Annotated in this window: 21 protein-coding genes and 5 pseudogenes; 15 read left to right on the forward strand and 11 right to left on the reverse strand. The window is 70.6% G+C overall.

Annotation, left to right across the window (positions count from 1 at the left end; translation table 11 throughout):
- Nucleotides 1-262 precede the first annotated feature (262 nt).
- Nucleotides 263-751 (reverse strand): GNAT family N-acetyltransferase, encoded by a 489-nt coding sequence (locus FM051_RS47165; RefSeq protein ID WP_158854093.1) that lies wholly within the window; start codon nt 749-751, stop codon nt 263-265.
- Nucleotides 752-1,022: 271 nt separating this feature from the next.
- On the opposite strand from FM051_RS47165, the pseudogene FM051_RS47170 reads away from it, so the two are divergent.
- Nucleotides 1,023-1,133, forward strand: a pseudogene (locus FM051_RS47170) (transposase); the annotation flags it as partial.
- A 207-nt stretch (nt 1,134-1,340) separates the two neighbouring features.
- Here the strand turns inward: FM051_RS47170 and FM051_RS47175 are convergent.
- On the reverse strand, nt 1,341-3,581 hold the full coding sequence (locus FM051_RS47175; protein WP_158854096.1) for a heavy metal translocating P-type ATPase: 2,241 nt from the start codon (nt 3,579-3,581) through the stop codon (nt 1,341-1,343).
- Nucleotides 3,582-3,600: 19 nt separating this feature from the next.
- Nucleotides 3,601-5,490 (reverse strand): cytochrome c oxidase assembly protein, encoded by a 1,890-nt coding sequence (locus FM051_RS47180; protein ID WP_238413195.1) that lies wholly within the window; start codon nt 5,488-5,490, stop codon nt 3,601-3,603.
- A 105-nt stretch (nt 5,491-5,595) separates the two neighbouring features.
- Here FM051_RS47180 and FM051_RS47185 point away from each other — a divergent pair, with 105 nt between their 5' ends.
- Nucleotides 5,596-6,327 carry a DsbA family protein gene (locus FM051_RS47185; protein ID WP_158854103.1) on the forward strand — a complete coding sequence of 244 codons (732 nt, stop codon included), beginning with the start codon at nt 5,596-5,598 and terminating at the stop codon, nt 6,325-6,327.
- Nucleotides 6,324-6,869 carry a vitamin K epoxide reductase family protein gene (locus FM051_RS47190; RefSeq protein ID WP_158854105.1) on the forward strand — a complete coding sequence of 182 codons (546 nt, stop codon included), beginning with the start codon at nt 6,324-6,326 and terminating at the stop codon, nt 6,867-6,869. Before FM051_RS47185 ends, FM051_RS47190 begins: the two co-directional genes overlap by 4 nt.
- Nucleotides 6,870-6,939: 70 nt before the next feature.
- Here FM051_RS47190 and FM051_RS47195 read toward each other — a convergent pair whose 3' ends face one another.
- Complete coding sequence (locus FM051_RS47195) at nt 6,940-7,494, reverse strand: sigma-70 family RNA polymerase sigma factor (protein ID WP_158854107.1); 555 nt, start codon at nt 7,492-7,494, stop codon at nt 6,940-6,942.
- Between the two features lie 63 nt (nt 7,495-7,557).
- On the opposite strand from FM051_RS47195, the gene FM051_RS47200 reads away from it, so the two are divergent.
- From FM051_RS47200 to FM051_RS47210, 3 genes are all read left to right on the forward strand, one after another.
- On the forward strand, nt 7,558-8,292 hold the full coding sequence (locus FM051_RS47200) for a zf-HC2 domain-containing protein (RefSeq protein ID WP_158854110.1): 735 nt from the start codon (nt 7,558-7,560) through the stop codon (nt 8,290-8,292).
- A gap of 238 nt (nt 8,293-8,530) precedes the next feature.
- Nucleotides 8,531-8,734 (forward strand): hypothetical protein, encoded by a 204-nt coding sequence (locus FM051_RS47205; protein ID WP_158854113.1) that lies wholly within the window; start codon nt 8,531-8,533, stop codon nt 8,732-8,734.
- A 64-nt stretch (nt 8,735-8,798) separates the two neighbouring features.
- Complete coding sequence (locus tag FM051_RS47210) at nt 8,799-9,554, forward strand: zf-HC2 domain-containing protein (RefSeq protein WP_158854116.1); 756 nt, start codon at nt 8,799-8,801, stop codon at nt 9,552-9,554.
- 4 nt (nt 9,555-9,558) lie between these two features.
- Here FM051_RS47210 and FM051_RS47215 read toward each other — a convergent pair whose 3' ends face one another.
- The gene (locus FM051_RS47215; RefSeq protein ID WP_202919451.1) at nt 9,559-9,768 is read right to left on the reverse strand and encodes a hypothetical protein; all 210 of its coding nucleotides are present in this window, start codon (nt 9,766-9,768) and stop codon (nt 9,559-9,561) included.
- On the opposite strand from FM051_RS47215, the gene FM051_RS47220 reads away from it, so the two are divergent.
- Complete coding sequence (locus FM051_RS47220; RefSeq protein ID WP_202919452.1) at nt 9,755-10,057, forward strand: iron chelate uptake ABC transporter family permease subunit; 303 nt, start codon at nt 9,755-9,757, stop codon at nt 10,055-10,057. The genes FM051_RS47215 and FM051_RS47220 overlap by 14 nt on opposite strands.
- Nucleotides 10,058-10,148: 91 nt before the next feature.
- Here the strand turns inward: FM051_RS47220 and FM051_RS47225 are convergent, their stop codons facing one another.
- Complete coding sequence (locus tag FM051_RS47225; protein ID WP_158854122.1) at nt 10,149-10,739, reverse strand: CGNR zinc finger domain-containing protein; 591 nt, start codon at nt 10,737-10,739, stop codon at nt 10,149-10,151.
- Nucleotides 10,740-10,825: 86 nt separating this feature from the next.
- On the opposite strand from FM051_RS47225, the gene FM051_RS47230 reads away from it, so the two are divergent.
- Nucleotides 10,826-11,596 (forward strand): MBL fold metallo-hydrolase, encoded by a 771-nt coding sequence (locus FM051_RS47230; RefSeq protein ID WP_158854125.1) that lies wholly within the window; start codon nt 10,826-10,828, stop codon nt 11,594-11,596.
- Between the two features lie 512 nt (nt 11,597-12,108).
- Complete coding sequence (locus FM051_RS54330; protein WP_420803670.1) at nt 12,109-12,786, forward strand: nuclease-related domain-containing protein; 678 nt, start codon at nt 12,109-12,111, stop codon at nt 12,784-12,786.
- Here the strand turns inward: FM051_RS54330 and FM051_RS47240 are convergent.
- A pseudogene (locus tag FM051_RS47240) lies at nt 12,784-12,921 on the reverse strand (transposase); the annotation flags it as partial. The gene FM051_RS54330 and the pseudogene FM051_RS47240 overlap by 3 nt on opposite strands.
- A 42-nt stretch (nt 12,922-12,963) precedes the next feature.
- Between FM051_RS47240 and FM051_RS51160 the strand changes: the two are divergent.
- Nucleotides 12,964-13,102: pseudogene (locus FM051_RS51160) on the forward strand (IS481 family transposase); the annotation flags it as partial.
- On the opposite strand, the gene FM051_RS47245 reads toward FM051_RS51160, so the two are convergent.
- The 3 genes and pseudogenes from FM051_RS47245 to FM051_RS47250 form a co-directional block, all read right to left on the reverse strand.
- Complete coding sequence (locus FM051_RS47245; RefSeq protein ID WP_158854135.1) at nt 13,099-13,839, reverse strand: DUF4386 family protein; 741 nt, start codon at nt 13,837-13,839, stop codon at nt 13,099-13,101. The pseudogene FM051_RS51160 and the gene FM051_RS47245 sit on opposite strands and share 4 nt — an antisense overlap.
- Nucleotides 13,840-14,110: 271 nt before the next feature.
- Nucleotides 14,111-14,482 carry a hypothetical protein gene (locus FM051_RS50230; RefSeq protein ID WP_162470806.1) on the reverse strand — a complete coding sequence of 124 codons (372 nt, stop codon included), beginning with the start codon at nt 14,480-14,482 and terminating at the stop codon, nt 14,111-14,113.
- Nucleotides 14,483-14,522: 40 nt separating this feature from the next.
- Nucleotides 14,523-15,044 (reverse strand): annotated as a pseudogene (locus FM051_RS47250) (beta-eliminating lyase-related protein); the annotation flags it as partial.
- Nucleotides 15,045-15,272: 228 nt separating this feature from the next.
- On the opposite strand from FM051_RS47250, the gene FM051_RS47255 reads away from it, so the two are divergent.
- The 4 genes from FM051_RS47255 to FM051_RS47270 all read left to right on the forward strand — a co-directional run bounded on the left by FM051_RS47255 (nt 15,273) and on the right by FM051_RS47270 (nt 17,258).
- Nucleotides 15,273-15,731, forward strand: coding sequence for a TetR/AcrR family transcriptional regulator (locus FM051_RS47255; RefSeq protein ID WP_158854137.1), 459 nt, complete (start codon nt 15,273-15,275; stop codon nt 15,729-15,731).
- A gap of 39 nt (nt 15,732-15,770) precedes the next feature.
- Nucleotides 15,771-16,208 carry a MarR family winged helix-turn-helix transcriptional regulator gene (locus tag FM051_RS47260; protein ID WP_158854139.1) on the forward strand — a complete coding sequence of 146 codons (438 nt, stop codon included), beginning with the start codon at nt 15,771-15,773 and terminating at the stop codon, nt 16,206-16,208.
- Entirely contained in the window at nt 16,195-16,722 is a 528-nt protein-coding gene (locus tag FM051_RS47265) for a hypothetical protein (protein ID WP_202919453.1), read from the forward strand. The genes FM051_RS47260 and FM051_RS47265 overlap by 14 nt, the downstream gene beginning before the upstream one ends.
- 131 nt (nt 16,723-16,853) lie before the next feature.
- Entirely contained in the window at nt 16,854-17,258 is a 405-nt protein-coding gene (locus tag FM051_RS47270) for a GNAT family N-acetyltransferase (protein ID WP_158854141.1), read from the forward strand.
- A 590-nt stretch (nt 17,259-17,848) separates the two neighbouring features.
- Here FM051_RS47270 and FM051_RS47275 read toward each other — a convergent pair.
- Entirely contained in the window at nt 17,849-17,986 is a 138-nt protein-coding gene (locus FM051_RS47275) for a hypothetical protein (RefSeq protein ID WP_158854143.1), read from the reverse strand.
- Between the two features lie 309 nt (nt 17,987-18,295).
- Here FM051_RS47275 and FM051_RS47280 point away from each other — a divergent pair.
- Nucleotides 18,296-18,888: pseudogene (locus tag FM051_RS47280) on the forward strand (IS5 family transposase); the annotation flags it as partial.
- Nucleotides 18,889-19,018: the final 130 nt, after the last annotated feature.

Below are 19,018 nucleotides of genomic sequence, written 5' to 3' on the forward strand. Positions count from 1 at the left end.
TCACATGTTCACTCCGCTTGACGTGCGAGCCTGGGTGATCACGGCCTCGTGACCGAGGTCCGGTCATGCACAGAGGAAACGACACGAGTTTGAGACTGATCATGGTGACATCGCTGTGAGACAACGGAGAAACCCCACGTCACACAAGATCGATATGTCATGCACGGTGAGACCCTACATCACGTGTAGATTCTCAATCTGATGTCCAATTCTCAGTCGTGATGTCCACTGTCTGGCCAACTGGCCATCGTTGTGCCAGGCATCAGTCGTCGGCGAGGATGGCGTACAGGTCCGAGTCGCGCCAGCCATCGCGAATGTACGCGGTGCCGCGCATCCGGCCCTCGTATCGCATGCCGATCTTGCGCAACACCGCTGCAGAGGCGAAGTTGCGCGGGTCGCACGTGCCCGATATGCGGTGGAGCCCATGCTCGCTGAAGCCCATACGCAGCAGTTCCCGCGCCGCAGCCGTAGCTATGCCTTGCCCCCACAGCCGTGGATGCACCGCGTACGCGATCTCGCCGGTGCTCGGGCCGCGCAGCTTCAGCTCGGCGCTACCCGCAACGTCGCCATCGACGAGCACCGCGAACACCAGCCGGTCCGGGGGTGCCGCCACCGCGGCCCGCACATACGCCTGCGTCTGCTCGTAGGTGTTGGGTCCCCACGCCTGATAGCGGCACGACTCCGGCAAGCAGGCCCAGTCGTGGACGGCAGTGACGTCGTCGAGCGCGAGCGGCCGGAGCTTGAGCATCATGGCGGCACCTTAGATCAGCACGCGACGCTGCCTGAACCGTGTGAGACCGGCGCGGCCAGTCGGACCCGACCGGCTGCGCCGGGGCGAAGAAATGCCACGAGTTTGAGACTGATCATGGCCGCAATCACCGTGGGGCAGAAGAGGAACCGCAGGTTAAACAAGATCGACATGTCGCGAGGTTTGAGACCCTGCAACCCGGGCGCACCGCCCGCACTGGGCACGAGAAGAACCGGTCCGAGCCGGGCCGGGAGTCGGCGAGCCGATGTGGACGATCGTGCTGTCGCTGTACGCGAAGGGGATGAGCACGGGGAAGATCTCGGCGCATTTCGCCGAGATATGCGGAGCCTCGGTGTCGAGGGAGGCAGTCTCGCGGATCACCGACACTGCTCCGGTTCCGCCCTCGCACGGCTGTTGCGGCTCGTGCACCGGCACGCGCTGCGGGTGCTGTTCCGACTGCGGCTGAGCGGCGTGTGCCGGTCGGAGGGTCGGTCGTCCCGTGACCGACCCTCCGCTTCGTGCTCACCGGCGTCAGGAGCGCCGCCGGCACTCAGTTGGTCGGATGCGGTGCGGCCGTGGTTCCCGGCCGCTGTCAGGTGGTCGTGGACGTGGTATCCGCACGGGGTGGTCGGTAGCCGCGCAGGCGGAGGCTGTTGGTGACCACGAGCACCGAGGACAGTGACATCGCGGCGCCCGCGATGAGGGGGTTGAGCAGACCGAGCGCGGCGAGCGGGACGGCGGCTGCGTTGTAGCCGAAGGCCCACACCAGGTTGCCGCGGATCGTGGCCAGGGTGCGGTTGGCCAGTTCCACCGCGTCGGGCACCGCGTGCAGGTCGTCGCGGACGAGGATGACGTCGGCGGCGTGCGCGGCGACGTCGCTGCCCCGGGCCATGGCCATCCCCAGATCGGCGGCGGCGAGCGCGGGGCCGTCGTTGACGCCGTCGCCGACCACCGCGACCCGGTGGCCACGGGCGCGCAGGTCCTCCACGGCGGCGGCTTTCCCTGCCGGTCGAACCCCGGCCAGCACCTCGGTGATGCCCACCTCGTCGGCGACCGCGCGGGCGGCGGCCGGGCCGTCGCCGGTGAGCAGGACGGTGCGCAGGCCGAGGCCGTGCAGGCGCGAGACCGCGTCGGCCGCGGACGGCCGGACGGTGTCGCGCACCGCGATCCCGCCCACCACGGTGCCGTCACGTGCGACGAGCACCCCCGTCGCCGGCCCCGAGCCGTCCAGCCACCCGCGGGCGGTCTCGGGGATCGCGATGCCGCGGTCGACCATCAACTCCGCCGAACCCACCACGACGTGGTGCCCGTCGACCACGCCGCGCGCCCCGGCGCCGACCAGGGCCTCGAACGCCGTCACGGCGGGCAGCCCGTCACCCGCGGCGGCCACGACGGCCGCCGCGATCGGGTGCTCGGACGCCGCCTCCACCGCACCGGCCCAGCGCAGCACGTCGCGCGTCACCGCGTCACCGAACACCGCCGTCGCCACGACGGCCATGCGGCCGGTGGTGATCGTGCCGGTCTTGTCCAGCACGACGGTGTCCACCGACCGCGTTGCCTCCATCGCTTCCGGCCCCTTCACCAGGATGCCCAGGCCCGCCGCACGGGCGACGCCGACCATCAGCGCCGTCGGGGTGGCCAGGCCGAGCGCGCACGGGCAGGCGATGATCAGCACGGCGATCGACGCGGTGAACGCCTCGCGCGCCGCGTGCCCGGTGACGAGCCACCCGGCCAAGGTCAGCGCCGCCAGGGCGAGCACCACGGGCACGAAGACCGCGCACACCCGGTCGACCAGCCGCTGCACCGCCGCCTTGCCCTGCGCGGCCTGCTCGGCCAAGGCGCTCATCTGCGCCAGCTGGGTGTTGGCGCCGACCTCGGTGGCGCGCACCACCAGCCGCCCGCCGCGGTTGACCGTGCCGCCGACGACGCGGTCACCGGGGCCGACGTCGACCGGCACGGGCTCGCCGGTGACGGTGGCGGTGTCGATGGCGGACGTGCCCTCGGCGACCACGCCGTCCGCGGGCAGGACTTCGCCGGGACGGACGACGAACAGGTCGCCGATCCGCAGCAGCGCGGCGGGCACCGCCTGTTCGACGCCCTCGCGCAGCACGCGGGCGTCCTTGGCCGCGAGGTTCGCCAGGGCGGTGAGCAGACCCACGGCGTTGCGCCGCGACCGGGTCTCGAAGTAGCGACCGGCCAGCAGGAACGTCGTCACGCCCGCGGCGACGTCGAGGTACACCGCGTCCGCGCCCGCCGCGGTCACGCCGAACCCCAGCCAGTAGCCGGGCCCGGACGACCCGACGGCCAGGGACCACACCGCCCAGCCGAAGGAGGCCAGCACGCCCAACGACACCAGCGTGTCCATGCTGGACGAGCCGTGCCGGAGGTTGCGCAGCGCGGCCCGGTGGAACGGCCACGCCGAGTAGCACACGACCGGCACGGCCAGCAGCACGCACAGCAGCTCCCAGCCGGTGAACCGCAGCGACGGGACCAGGGCCAGGCTGATCGACAGGTTGCCCAGCGGGATCGCGAGCACCGCCGCCACCACCAGGCGCCGCCGCAGGTCCGCCACCGCCGTCGCGTGCGCCGCGCGGTCGTCCTCGGCCCGGTGCCGCACCCGGGCGTCGTACCCGGCCTTGCGCACCGCCTCGACCGCGTCCCTCGCCTCCAGCCCGGCGGGCAGGTGCACGATCGCGCGTTCGGTGGCGTAGTTGACCGAGGCACGTACTCCGTCGAGGTTGTTGAGCTTGCGTTCGATCCGCGACGCGCACGCCGCGCAGGTCATGCCGGACACGGCCAGTTCCACCGGCGTGTCCGCTACCGCTGTGGTCATCCCTGCTTCTCTTCCCGGATCAGTTCCGTCGCCCGGCCAGGTCGGCGAGCATGGCGTTGTAGGCGGCGAGCCGGTCGTCGTCGCCGCTGTCGAGGTGCCGGTCCAGGCGCGCGGCCTCCCGGCGGTCGGCGGCGGCCCATTGGCGCAGCAGGGCGACCACGACGACGAGCATCGGCAGTTCGCCGGTGGCCCAGGCGATGCCACCGCCGAGCCGCTGGTCGGTGAGCAGGTCCGGCACCCACGTCAGCGACAGCTGCCGGTAGTAGGTCTCGGCGATCACGCTCTGCGTGTTCATCAGGATCACGCCGAAGAAGGCGTGGAAGGGCATGACCGCGAACAGCAGGCCCAGCCGGGCCAGGTGCGGCAGCGGCCGGGGCGGCCGGTCCACGCCGGCGACCAGCCAGAAGAACACGTACCCCGACACCAGGAAGTGCAGGTTCATCACCTGGTGCGCCCAGTGGTAGCGCATGGCCTCGCCGAACAGGTCGGAGAAGTACAGGACGTAGAACGACGCGACGAACACCACGGCCGCCACCGCCGGGTGCGCCACCAGCCGGGCGGCCCGGCAGTGCACCAGGGCCACCAGCCAGGCGCGGGGCGCCGGGGGCAGCGCGCGCAGGGCCAGGGTGATCGGGCCGCCGAGCACCAGCAGCACGGGGGCGAGCATGTTCAACGCCATGTGGGTGACCATGTGCAGGCTGAACGTGCCCGGCGCGTACCGGCCGAGCCCCGAGGACGTCGCCACCAGCACCACCGCGCAGCCCGCCAGCCAGGCCACCACCCGCCCGGCCGGCCACTGGTCGCCCCGGACCCGCAGCCGGCGCACCCCGACCAGGTAGGCCGCGGCCAGCAGCAGCGCACCCAGGCCCAGCAGCGGGTCCCAACGCCACCCCAGCAGCAGGCCGGCGACCGACGGCGGGTCGGGCAGCTCGTAACCCAGCACCGTCTCCTGGACCGACGGCCGCCGCTCCAGCCAGGACGGCGGCACCAGGTGCGTCAGGCCCACCGACGCGCCCAGCGCCACGCCCAGCGCGACGGCCTCCGCCCCCAGCAGCCGCCGCGAGCCCCACCTCCGCCGCAGCAGCGGCACCACCGCGCACACCGCGACCTTGACCGCCAGCAGCAGCCCGTACCCCGAAAGCAGGCCACCAGGACCGGTCTGCACCAGGCCGACCACCGAACCGCTGAGCACCAGCACGGCCAGGCACACCAGCGTCAGCCGGTGGTAGCGGCGCAGTACCGGATCCCGGTCCGCCGTGCCCGGACGGCGCAGGAACCCGCGCAGCGCCACCAGGGAACCGACCCACACGGCCGCCGCCGGCACGTGCCACACCACCGCGTCGGTCGCCACGTCGTGCCAGGCGCCCACCGACACGTGCCCGAACACCACCGGCGGCAGCAGGCCCACCACGGCCACCGCGCACCACAGCGCGGCCACGGGCCACGTCAACGTCGACCGGGCGCCCACCGCGACCGCCGCGGCGAGAACGGCCGTGCACAGCCACGCCTTCGGCTCCTCGGTCGCCGCCACCAGTTCCGCCAGATGCGCCCACACCACCGCGGGCGGCTGCCCCGAGGCGTCGCCCGCCGACAGCGGCACCGCGAGCAGTGCGGCGACCGCCCACAGCGCCGCCGCTCCCGCCGCGAGTCGCACCGCGGCGTAGGCGTGCGCGGTCAGCCGCTCCGCGCGCCCCGAGGGCACGACGAACACCGCGAAGGCGAGCGACCCCGCGGCCACGACCCCCGCCGCGTCGGCGGCGAACCGCACCACCCCGAACAGCAGGGACGCCGCGCGCCCCGGATCGGTGTCGCCCAGCACGCCATGCACGTCGCCCGCCGCGAGCACCACGGCCGTGACACCCGCCACCGCCACACCGACCGCGAGCAGAACGGCCTTGTCAACCCTCACGTCCACACAGGTCGGGTGAACCCGCTCCGCGGTTCCCGGAACTACTCCGAATGTCATCCGACTAACTGGGCAGAGGCATTTCCCCGACCAGAGGCGACCTTCCCGATGTCACGCAAAACTCGCGCCAAGCGCAACCCGGTGACCGCGCGCCGCGGCCCCTCGCTCAACGTCATCCTCACCGGCGTCGTCGTCCTCGTGGCAATAGCCGTGATCGGTGGGGTGCTCCTGGTCAGTCGCTCCGACGGCGCCGGCACCGCGTCGAACGAGGCCATGGTGCCGCCCGGCGCGCACACCCTGTCCACAGTGGAGGGAGGCGAGGTCACCCTCGTGGAGTTCCTGGACTTCCAGTGCCCGGCCTGCGCGTCCTACTACGCCGGCATCACCAAGAAGCTGGAGCAGGACTACCAGGGGCGCATCACGTTCGTCACCCGCAACTTCCCGCTGGAGATGCACCCGCTGGCCGTCCCCGCCGCGCGTGCCGCCGAAGCCGCCGGGAAGCAGGGCAAGTACAGCGAGATGTACCACGCGCTCTACGACAACTTCGACTCCTGGGCAGTGGACGGCCGGGCCACCAGTGCCGACGCCGCCCGCGCGACCGCGAAGTTCGAGGAATTCGCCACCGCGGCCGGCCTGGACCTGGAGGAGTTCCGCGCCGACAGCGCCTCGGCCGAGGTCCAGGCCGCCATCGACCGGGACGTCGCCGACGGGACGAAGCTCGGGGTGAACAGCACGCCGACGTTCTTCCTCAACGGCGAGAAGTTCCAACCCGGCCGCGGCACCATCACCGACGTCGACCGCGAGCTGCGCGCGAAGATCGACGCGGCCCTGGCCGGATGAACCGCCGACTCGCCTTGCTCTACGTCGTGGGCGGCGGCCTCGGTCTGGCCGCCGCCGCGGCACTCACCCTGGAGAAGATCGCCAAGCTCCGCGACCCCGCCTACGTCCCGACCTGCTCGCTCAACCCGGTCGTGTCCTGCGGATCGGTCATGGACAGCCGGCAGGCCGAGGCGTTCGGGTTCCCCAACCCGCTGCTGGGCATCGTGGCGTTCGCAGTCGTGGTGACCACCGGGGTTGCGGTGCTCGCCGGTTTCGAGCCGCCCCGCTGGTACCGGATCGCGCTGAACGCGGGCACGGCGTTCGGTGTCGTGTTCGTGCACTGGCTGATCGCGGCCAGCCTCTACGACATCCACGCGCTGTGCCCGTACTGCCTGGTCGTGTGGATCGTCACCATCCCGATCTTCTGGTACACGACGCTGGACACCTGGCCGGCGCTCGCGCCGTTGCGCCGCGTGCACAGCGCGGTCCTGGCCCTGTGGTACGCGGTGATCGCCATCCTGGTGCTGGCGGCGTTCTGGGACTACTGGACGAGTCTGCTGTGACGGCGCAGTGAAGACCAAAGTGGACCGTTGTTCATCCGATCTGATTGGTTCCCGCCTGCTGCGGGGAGGTTCAGCCGACCTCGCTGGCTCCGTTGCGACCGGCCGCCTCGATCAGGTCCTCGCGGGCCCGTGCCACCCGTGACCGGATCGTCCCGACCGGACAGCCGACGATGTCGGCGGCCTCGGCGTAGGACAGCCCGAGCACCTGGGTGAGCACCAGAGCCTCCCGGCGGTCCGGGGCCAGGGCGTCGAGCAGCAGGTTCAGCTCGACGGTGTCCTCGAACCCGGTGTCGGCCGTCTTGCGGTCGGCTTCCTGCGCCCAGTCGACCTCCGGCGAGAGCCGGGGCCGCGACTGCGCCATGCGGACCTGGTCGATCACCACGCGGCGGGCGATCACCAGCAGCCACGTCCGCGCCGACGAGCGGCCGGCGAACCGGCGCAGGCTCACCAGGGCACGGGCGTAGGTCTCCTGCGCGAGGTCGTCGGCGACTCCAACGTTGGCCAGGTGGGCGACGAATCGCCACACGTCCCGTTGGGTGGCTCGCACGAACCGTTCCAGCGCGTCCCGGTCACCGGACCGGGCCCGCAGGGCCCAGCGCGTCACCTCGTCGTCAGGGGTTGTCACGATTGCGGATATTAACCACACGACGTCGGGAACTCGTAAGCCGAATGGAACGACTACTGGGATGTGGACTGCGAAACCTGCCGTGAAGCGCTCTCGGCCCGCCTGGACGGCGAGGCCGAGCCGGTGCCCGCTGCCCAGGTCGACGCGCACCTCGCGCAGTGTCCCGGCTGCACGCGCTGGCACGCGCAGGCGCAGATGCTGACCAGGAGCATCCGGGTCCGCCCGGCGCAGCCCGCGCCGGACCTGGTCGACGCCGTGCTGGCCGCCGCGGCGCCGCGGCGGCACACCGCCCTGACACCGCGCCTCGCGCTGACCGCGGTCGCGTTGGTCCAGTTGTGGCTCGCCCTGTCCCAACTGCTCACCGGGGCGACCTCGCACGTCGACCACGCCGGCGAAGGCATGACCGGGCACCTGTTCAACGAAGGCGCGGCCTGGAACCTCGCCCTCGGCATCGGCCTGCTGGTCGCCGCCGTCAAGAGCGACCGCGCGGCCGGACTCCTGCCGACCCTGGGCGGGTTCGTCGCCGTGCTGCTCGCCTTGTCGGTGCACGACCTGCTCGACGGCACCGCGACCGCCGCCCGCGTCGCCTCGCACCTGCCCTTGGTGGCCGGCCTCGTCCTGCTGTACCTGGTGGCGCGCGCCCACCGACGTCAACCGACCCCCGGAACGCCGGTCAAGAACGACCACGACCACGACGACATCGGCACATCGCACCACGACGAACCCTTGCCGCGCACCGATCGACGCCGCGGCGGACCGCGTTCCCTCCGTCCCACCGCGCGGCGACCAGCCGCCTGACCCCACGGACACGCCGCGACGGTCTCTTCCACAGCCCCGACGTCACACACCGCCGCGATCACCCGCGCCGGTCGGGCACCCCTTCGTCCGGCCGGCGCGGGCCTTCGGGGAACCGGACCACCAGTCGTGCACGGCGTGCCGCCGCTGGGACCGACGAAGCGGTTCGACACGAATCGCCACCACGGGCCGCTGCAAGTCGACGTGGACGAGTCGGGGGAGTGCGTCGACGATCGCGCAGGTGGACAACACCTGGCCGGTTCGCCTCGACAAGGTCGCGGTGGACCCCGCGAGCGCGACGCTGACCGCGCCACGTACCGACTCCGCCGACGCCCGCTGCCGGCGAAGTCGTCGGCATCCAGGTCTGAGCCTGATCGCGTTTGTTGTTCCCGACTTGCTGATCGGCGTGGCTCGTGCGCGCACCGGGGCAGCCAAGGCCGGATGAATCGTTCGAGGGCGACCCACACCCGGACGCGAACTTTCGTCCGTCGGCGGGCGACAATATCCCCGTGGACTGCGACACCTGCCGCGAAGCCGTCTCGGCACGCTCGGACGGCGAGGCCGAACCCGTGCCCGCCGAGGAGACCGACGCGCACCTCGCCTCCTGCGCTGCCTGCCGGCAGTGGCAGGAGGACGCGGCAGCGCTCACTCGGAGCGTGCGGCTGCGCCCCGCGGTCGATGTACCCGATCTCACGGCGGACGTGCTCGCCGCCGCACCCCCTGCGCAGCCCGCGACTCGAGCCACGCGGGGGTGGTACTGGCGGATGGGTTTGGCCGGGGTCGCGGTCGCCCAGCTCGCCCTCGGGTTGGCGCAGGTGCTCGGAGCGGGCACCGCCCACGCCGATTCCGGGCACGTCGGCGGAGAGGTGTCGACGCACCTGTTCAACGAGAGCACCGCGTGGAACCTCGCGCTCGGCCTGGGCATGTTGTGGACCGCGCTGCGACCCAAGGCGACCTCGGGGATGCTTCCGGTGATGGCGGCGTTCGTCGCGGTGCTCGTGCCGTTCTCCGTGATCGACCTCGTGTCGGGCGCGGCTGCGCTCTCGCGGATCACCTCGCACGCCTTCCTCGTGCTCGGCCTGGTGCTGCTGGCGGTCGTGCACCGCACGCACCGCGGCCCAGAGGACGGCACTCCCGCCACATTCGTTCCCGACGGCCCGCGGATCGATGTCGACGACGACTCCGGCACCCGGCCGGAACAGCGCCCCGCTACGCGCGGTGGGTGGCGGCACCTGCGACCGGTGAGCCGGAAACGGGCCGCCTGAACGATCACGACACGTCGCCCGGTGCCCATGGCACCGGACGCGGATGCGGGACCGGATGGTGCCCGCCGGCTTCGCACAATTCCGCGGCGTCGGCGTAGGACAACCCGAGCGACTGCGTGAGCACGAACTCCGTCCTGCGGTCAGGGCCGAGCGAGGAGATCATCTCGTTGAAGGCGACGGCAACCTTCACCCGCGGCTCGGTGCGGAACGTCACCTGGAGCGAATTGCAGATCATCACCGTGGCCTGCGCCATCGTCCTGGGACTGTCGATGCTCCTTGCCCAGCCGCTGAACGCTCTCCTGCTCGGCGAGCGGTACGCCGGTAGCCTGGGCGTCAACGTCCGGCGGGTCCACTTTCTCTCCCTCTCCAGCGTGGCCGTGCTCTCCGGGATCATCACCGCCTACTGCGGAGCCATCGGCTTCGCCGGATTCGCCGCGCCGCACCTGGCCCGAGGCCTATTGCGCACCGCCGATCACCGGGTGGTCCTCCGGCCAGCGCCTTGACAGGAGCTGTCGTCGTGCTCGTCGCCGAGTACATCGCCGGCGGCAACGGACTCACCAAACGTCACTGCGGCTCAACTGGGTGACCGCAGCGCTAACCGGTGGCGGAATCGGTGCGTCGCGCGTAGGCGCGTGCGGCCCGAGCCCGGTCTCCGCAGCGGGTGGAGCACCAGTGTCTGCGGGCGTGGGTGCGCAGCAGGTAGCGGTCGCAGGGCGTCGAGTCGCAGCGGGCGAGGCGCTCCGCGTCGTTGCCGGTCAGCAGGTCGACGGCGTCGGCAGCGATCGCCGCGAGGGCGTGCTCGGTGACCTGCGTGGCCGGGTGGACCGCGGCTTTGTGCAGACCTTGTCGTTCGTCCCAGTGCAGCAGCAGCGCCGTCGGTGCGACCGTAAGCGCTTCGTTGACGTCCCGCAGCGCCTGCTCGGAAGGGCTACGACCCGTCGTGCGGATCTCCAGGAGCGCCCGGACCGCGTCGCGCAACCGGACCAGCCGCGAGACGCAGACGTCCCACAGCTTGGCGTCGACAGGGACGAGCTCCCGCTCGACCAGCCATCGGGTGGCCGCCTCCGGGGTGTCGAGCAGGTCGACGTGGCGACCGCCGGCAAGGGTGACCGCGCTGTTCACGAGGTCGAGCGCGACATGCTGCGAGGTTCCCGGGGCGGGTGGCAGAGTCGGGGCGTTCGTCACATCCTCATGGTAACTGTAGGCGTTTACCGTGATAAGACCTAGTGTGGCATCACGGTAAACGATCCATCTATCCGTGAGGTGAAGTCATGACCAGTGCCGCTGCGACCCCACAGGACGTCCCGGTCCACGTCTATGGAGGGCCGACCACGCTCATCGAGTACGGCGGGCTCCGCTTCGTAACCGACCCGACGTTCGACGCACCCGGCTCGTACCCGAACGGCGGCGGACCCGAACTGGTCAAGACCGCGCCCACCGCGATCACCCCGGCCGAACTGGGGCATGTCGACGCGGTGCTGCTGTCCCACGACCAGCACGCCGACAACCTGGACCGGGCGGGCCGCGCCTTCCTCGCCGACATCCCGCTGACGCTCACCACGACCAGCGCCGCGGACCGCCTGGGCGGGGACACCCGAGGCCTCGCGCCGTGGGAGTCGGTCGAACTGACCCGCCCGGGCGGCGGAACCGTCACGGTGACGGCCGCGCCGGCGCTGCACGGGCCCGTGGGCAGCGAACCGGTCGTCGGTCAGGTCATCGGCTTCGTCCTCACCGGCGACAGGCTGCCGACCGTCTACGTCAGCGGCGACAACGCCTCCCTCGACGTTGTGCGGGAGATCGCCGACCGTGTGGGCGCCGTGGACACGGCCGTGCTCTTCGCGGGCGCGGTACGGACGCTGTTCTTCGACGGCGCGCTGCTCACCCTCGATGGAACCCAGGCGGCCGAAGCCGCGACCATTCTCGGCGCCCGCCGCGTCGTACCCGCCCACGTCGACAGTTGGGCCCACTTCACCGAAGGACGCGACGAGTTCGTCGCCGCCTTCGCCGCCGCCGACCTGACCGACCGGCTCCAACTGAGCTGAACTGACCAATGGCATCGTGCTGTGACGGTCTTCATCCCCTCCGTCGAGTGATCAAGTCATCCGAAATAGTGAGTGGAAAAATGGGGCGTAACTTGCGGTAGTCGTCGCACGCCCTTTCGGTAGGACTGTTCGGCAACGGAGCCGAGCCGGACGTGGACTGCGTGGTTCGGCGCACCGAGTCGCGGCCCGTGACCTCGTGTACTCCAGATAGCCCCGTGACGCCATCCGGGCACGATGCGGTCGCCACCGCCGCGGTTCACCGATCGGCAAGCAGGGAAAACCGCAACACGCCTGGCGACGTGACCACGTCGATCCGTCGACGCGGACGACCATCTGTACCGGCGGCACCCACACCCTGATTCGTACGGCTGAGTCGGCGGGGAAGCGGTGTCGGGTCAAGCGGAAGCGGCAGTGACCGACTTCTCCGCCATGCGGTCGGTCAGACCCTCCCGTCGATGCCGGATGAGCGCACCCGACTCCTCGGACAACAGCGCGGTGACGCATCGAATGCAATGGCGGATACTGGCACGCAGTGCGGTTTCGGTATCCGCTGGCACAATCGGCAACCATGGCAGTGGTGCACCACGGGACTCCCGGCGTTCCCTCGATGTGACCGGCACGGAGAAGTGCGGATCCGCAGCACGCGCGGGGCGCGGTTCGAGCGGCAGGTCGCGGCAGCGTTCGATCGATGGTTGACAGCTTTGCCGGAGACGGTGCACCTGTTCCACGACACGGAAAGGATCATCGATCTGAGAACGGGCAATATCGACCACGTGATGCTGACTGGTGCGGGGTGGATCATCGCCGATGCCAAGGGGTGGGCCGGGGGCGCCTGCTCGTCGAGCGCGGCGGGGGAGTTCTGCTCACGCCGGATGGTCAACGGCGTCCCAGCCGTGGATGGACGAGCGGCGTGCCTACTCACGGGCCGGTGCCCTTGTCGGTCTGACCGGGCCGAAAGGTGTACTGGCCTGGGTACTGCCCGATGGGGTCGACTACTCGGCGCCGGGCGAGCGCTCACCGCGATGTCTCGCCGACGGGGGCTATGTGCTTTCGGCAGGCGAACTGGCAGCGGGCGCGTTCGGTGCGATCCCCGAACTGCCCCGTCCGTATCCGGCGGTCGACCCCCGTGTCGTCGAGGTACCCGGTCGGCTGGACGCTCCTATGGTGGGTCAAGCCGTGTTGGGGCCTGATTCGAGTTGTCGGTCTCCGCCGCGGTTGAGCCGGTGGCGCACGGTCCTGCCCGACGAGGCGGGAACGGGTGCGGCCCCGGCGAGCATGGCGAAGGCGGCCTCGCTGCGGCAGCGTCCGGGATGCGACCTGCCCACCATCAACCGGCTGGCTTAAGTCACTGGTATTGCACCTAGGACAGCGAACAGCAACGGTCAGAGGCCTTGGCCGTGTGGAACGTGCACTACAACCACCATCGACCCGCACTGCCGCCGGAACCGACCACCGGCCACACGGCTCCATACCGGCGTCACCAACGTCATGGCCTCATACAACTAGGTGCTGGCCGCGCGGGTGCCCGGCTCTCGGGCTCGGAGGCTGAGGACGAGCAGGCCGACGCCGAAGACGAGGACGACGAGCTGGAGGGCGATGCCTACGGCGTCCTGGAAGCCGCTCTCCAAACCCTCGTAGCCGATGGAGAACCCTATGGCGAGGGAGAGCAGGCCGCCGACCGCCAGGAGCACGCCGAGCCAGTTCGGAACGAGGCGGCTCACGACAATCGCAGCGCCCAGGAGCAGGAAGGCCACGCCAAGCAGGATCCGGAAGTAGCCCTGGAGGCCCCACTCGATCCACCGGGTGGTTTCCGCATCGGCAAAGCGGGTTGCCTTTTCGGCCCCCGACGCGGCGGCCCAAGCGTCTACCGCCTGTTTGAGCGTGACGCCGTCCACCGCTTGGAGAACGGCCCAGGCCGCGCCGCTCGCGACGATTGCGCCGGCGGCCAGCAGCGCGAGGTAGGGTGTCTCTCGTCGCAGGGCGCCGCAGAGCACGAGCAATCCGGCAAAGGCCACGAGCACGAGTATGAATTCTGCAAGGTGAGTAGCAACCCAGGCGTCACTCGCTGCGTATTCGGTGAAGATCGATTCGTGATTGTCTTCCTCTCCGGTCGGGTGCAAGAGCATTCTCTGGATCGCATTCACTACGAAGCCCCCGAGCAGTAGTGCGCCGCTGAGGGTCAGCACACGTCGGTCTGCCGAAGGCTCGTCCGTGCGAGGTTCTTCATGATGATTAACGCTCATCGCCGCAATCCTTTCGCCGCTGCGGCCCGTTTCACCTTCTCAACCCCGGCGTGACACCTAGGGGCACAACGGGGACGCCCGGATCGATCGGGGTCGCCGCCCTCCGCCCGCGATTGCAGTGGTTGCAGGATACTGCTGTAGACGAGCCGAAGCAGGCCGTGCACATACGCTCCGGCTCGCCGTCTCGGCTCGCCCGCGCGAACCGGCCCGCGACCAGTTCCCCCAGCAGGACAACACCGCCACCCACCCGCCCAGCTCCACCACCCGGCGATCATCGCCGCCGTCGGGCCCCCTGATCCGCGTAGTCGGCTGCCTCGCTGTGGGCGTCGGCCAAAGCGCCCGGCCGCTGAGCTGGAGCAACGTCACCCTCCAGGAGATGCCTCACGCACTGGGCACCGCCGGGCCTGGCCCACGTGCGTGCTCGGGGGCTGGTTGCTGTGTCCAGGTTGAGCGCGAGCGACTGTGCAAGGAGGTCTTCGTCCGGCGAGAATCCGTACGCGTTGATGACCGCCTCCTCGAGATCGACGGCAAAGCCCTGTTCGACATCGCCATCCACACATCCGGCGGCGTCGGTGCCCTCGGCGACATCGTCGCCGTCCCACCCGTCCGCGAAGCCCGCGACCGCGGCCTCCTCGTCGCCCATCCGATGAACCGGGGAACGGCCTCGCGTAGTAGGTCTGTGCTTCCCAGAGCCGGGCTCCGTCGAGGTGGATCGCGGCACCGCGCTCGCGCATCGCCTCGGTCTGCGCGACCAGGTCGTCCCATTCGGGGAGCAGGCCGCCGATGTCGCGCTGCGGCAGCTCCCAGACCACTGCCGCGAGTGGCTCGCCGATGGCGGTCAGGTCGGCCAGGGTCATGAGTCGGTGCCGGTCGCCGGTGGGATGGCAGCGTAGTCCGTGCACGACGCTGTATCCGCGGTGTTCCCAGACCTCCAGGTGGCTCTGTGGGTGGGCGGCGAAAGCCCGGCGGCCGCGTCGGTCTCCGTGGATGCGCAGTGCGACCTGTTGTGCCATCGTGCCGGACGGGAAGAACACCGCGGCCTGCTTGCCCAGCAGTGACGCCATCCGCCGTTCCAGGACGGCCACCGGGCCGTCCGGTCCGTGTGCGGGCGTGTCCGGATCGACCATCTCCGACATCCGTCGCAGCATCTCCTGCGGACGGCGGCGCAGATCGGAGTGCAGGAACAGCGAACGCTGGACGGGCATGGGGTTGGAGATCCAATCAGGACAGTGGCGTGCCCGGTGGGCGACGCCGATGGGTTGTGAACAGCACCAGGGGTATTCCGCGACCGCGAAGCGCGTGCGGGTCGAGGCCCGCCCGCCTGCCGGTTACCTGGATCGGGAGCCCGGTGTGATGGCGAACGCGGCGAGGGCGGCCACGATCGCGATGATCGCGCCGGTGGTGAAGCCACGGGTGAATCCCTCGATGCCAGGGTGACCCTGTACGGGCACTTCCCGTCCCGGGAGGCCCTGGTCGAAGCGGCGTTGATCCGACTCCTGGCCCAGGGGGACGAGGTGTTGGAGGCCGTGGACCTCACCGGTGATCCCCGCGACGGGCTGCGGGGGCTCATGGAGTCCGGCTGGCTGTTGATCGCCCAGTCGGCTGCGGTGCTCCGGGCGGCGCAGGCCGTCCTGCCCCCTGCTCGCGTGCACGAACTGCACGCGAAACCCGAGCAACGGGTCCACGACCTGATCCGGCGGGGCCAGGCCGAGGGGGTGTTCCGGACCGACATCCCGGCCGACCTGTTGGCCGGCGTCCTGCACCACATCCTGCACGGCGCGGCGACCGACGTCGCGGCCGGTCGGCTCGATCCGGCAGGCGCACCGCGTTTCGTGGCCGAGATGTCCTTGGCCGTCTGCGTGGTCCCGATCGCGAACCCTCGCCCACGATGATGGTTGCACCGTCGAACCATCTGGTTGTACGGTCGAACCATGCAGAGTGGGGAAGCGGACGCGGCACAGGAGGCCCTGATGCGGTTCGTCCGCAACTTCGGCCTCCATCAGCCGGACCGGACTCCGTGCGGGCAACCGCTGCCGGTCTCGGAGGCGCACGCCATGGTGGAAGTCGCCCGGGAGGGGCGGATCCGCCAGGTGGAGCTGGCGCGCCGGTTGCGGTTGGAGAAGAGCACTGTCAGCCGCCTGGTCACCAACCTGGTCGGCCGGGGCTGGGTGCACCGGGAGGCGGCCGACGGTGATGGCCGTGGCGTTCTGCTGGTGCTCACCGACGCGGGTGCCACCGCTGCCGCCCGGCTGGCCGACGCCCGCCGGGACCGGTTGACCGCCCTGCTCGATCGCGTACCCGATGACCAGCGCGCCGCCGTGGTGCGCGCGCTTCAGACCCTCGCGGAGGCCGCTGTTGAACCGTCTTGACCGCCACCGGGCCCGTCGAGCCCTGCTCCTGGTGGCCGCCGCCGCTGCCGCCGCGCTGAGCAGCGGCTGCGCCGCCGACTCGGCAACGTCGACACCGACATCGGCGACCTCCGATCGGCAGGCCGAGGTCGCCGAGCGGGGCGCGTCGGTCATGCCGTTCGACCTGGAACGCACCACCCACCGGTTCGCCAGGACCGACACCGGCGGCGTGCAGACCGTGGTCGCCGACGACCCGCGGGACACCGCCCAGATCACCCTCATCCGGGACCACCTGACCGCGGAGGTGGACCGGTTCCGGCGCGGCGACTTCACCGATCCCGCCCGCATCCACGGCAACGAGATGCCCGGTCTGCAAGCGCTACGCGCGCACGGCGGGGGAATCACCATCGACTACGAAACCACCCCCGACGGAGCACGCGCCACCTACACCACCGGCGACGCCGGACTCCGCAACGCCCTGCACGCCTGGTTCGACGCCCAAGTCAGCGACCACGGCCAGCACGCCACCCGCTGATACGGCAGCTCGGGTTCGTTGAGCATTCGGCTGCCGATGACGGTGTGAACCACCGGGCCGTGTCCAGCACCAACCCATTCCGCGCGTCCAGGCCGGCATCGTGCGGACGCGCCGCAAACCACAGGAGTGTCGTGACCTACGTCGTGCGAGCCGAAACGCCCGCGGTCGAGGTGTACCAGCGCCTGCGTGTCGCCGCGGGCCTGAGCCCGAAGTCGACGGAGGCAGCGGCAGCCGGCCTGGCCGGCACGTGGCACGGGGTCGTCGCCTATTGCGACGACCACCCGGTGGGCATGGGGCGCGTCATCGGTGACGGCGGCACGGCTTTCCAGATCGTCGACATGTGCGTTCTGCCCGAACACCAGGGGCGTGGACTCGGCAAGGAGATCATGACCGCGCTGATGGAACACCTGCGGCAACGAGCGCCGCGCACCGCCTACATCTCGCTCATCGCCGACGGCGACGCACGCCACCTCTACGCGAAGTACGGCTTCGCGGAGACCGCACCGGACTCGGTCGCCATGGCTCTCCGACTCTGACCTGATCTTTCACCTCGGCGCGGGCCGTGCAAGGCGCCGGTTGATCGTGCGATTCCATTCAAGCGGGGCATCCGGCTACCGACCGCGCCCCGGAAGTAGCCGAACAACTCCGCGACTTCCGATATTCGGGCTCCGTGAGGGTCCGGGGCGCCCGCCGGACGGACGCCCAGAGGCCAGTCGTTCCCTCTGACGCCGACCTGCGCCGCAAGTCCGACGGCACCCGGTGGAACAACCGCCAACCGCTGTTCCACATGCTCCTCGATTCCTCATCATCCGCTTCCCCTGCCGCTAGTGCCGCCGTAACGAGGAAAAGCGAGCCGGCGCTTCCTCCACGGACATCGACTGATCGACCACGCCGGCAATCACGACCGACCCTGTAGCGAGCACAGAGGCGCGACCCGCTCCACCTGGAATCGGTACCGGGTCCGCACCGGCGTACCCGTCCGCAGGTTCACGTTCCCCCATGTGCGCCCAGGCGTCCCGACTCGCCTGGACCACCGGCCCAGAGCCGGACACACCCGCGCTGCCCGACCGCGACGTCAGAGCGGACACTGACTACGCCAAGCTGCAACCAGTCCGCTGACCCGGCGTCAGCGGTCGCCCGGTGCGGACGAGGCGGGCAACGGTGGCAGGGCGTCACGCATCATGCCGATGCTGGCGGTGACGAGGTAGTCGGCAGAAGTCCCGTCCAGCTTCCAGGGATGTTGCAGCAGAAACCGCCGCAGCACGTTGTCGTTCGTGATCTGTTTCGGACGCGCGGGCAGGCGGGGGAACCACTGCCCGTCCTGCCCCCAGTGCGGGTCGGTCGGATCGTCCAGGACGGTCAGGAAGCGGTCGACCAGTCCGGGCCAGGTCGGGGTGCCCCCACCAGTGGCGGCAGGCGAGTCCGCCGTGCGCCGCGACGCGCCGGAAGGCGTAGTGGGTGCTGCGTTCTTCGGCCAGGATGGCGACGGCGCCCAGGGTCACGGCGACGTGGTCGGCGAACTCGTCGAGTTCGTCGCCGGCGACGTCGGCCAGAGTGAGACCGATGGGCAGCCCAGGCCCAGGCGGACGCGGCGGGCGAGATCGACTGGCTGGTGTCGGTCGACTCCACCGTCGTACGCGCCCACCAGCATGCCGTCGGAGCCCGAAAAGAGGGCTCCGCATCCCCGCACTCGGACGCTCCCGGGGCGGCCTGACCAGCAAGATCCACCTGGCCTGCGATGCCCTGGGGCGCCCGCTCGGCTTCGTGCTGACGGGCGGCAACACGAACGACTGCACGCAGTTCACCGCCGTGATGGAGGCGATCCGGGTGCCCCGCCTCGGGCCGGGACGGCCCCGGCTGCGGCCCGCTCATGTGCTGGGCGACAAGGGCTACAGCTCCCGCGCGATACGCACCTGGCTGCGGCGGCGCGGCATCGCCCACACCATTCCCGAGCGGGCCGACGACCAGAAGCGCAACCGGGCCCGCCGCGGCAGCCGAGGCGGACGCCCGCCCCGCTTCGACAAGCAGCTCTACAAGCAGCGCAACGTCGTGGAACGGTGCTTCAACCGCCTCAAGCAGTGGCGTGGCATCGCGACCCGCTACGACAAGACCGCCGACTCCTACCAAGCGGCCGTCACCCTCGCCTCGCTCCTGATGTGGGCGTGACGCTACAGATCTTGAAAGGCCAGGGTTGATCATGTGGTTCTCGGCGTGTCCTGCGTGGTCGTGATCGGCTTGTGGTCTACGCAGGAGTGATGCGATACGCGGATGGTGGTGGTCTGTCCGAGCGGGGCAG

It is taken from the genome of Saccharothrix deserti, from assembly GCF_009769385.1.
Taxonomy (GTDB): Bacteria; Actinomycetota; Actinomycetes; order Mycobacteriales; family Pseudonocardiaceae; genus Actinosynnema; species Actinosynnema deserti.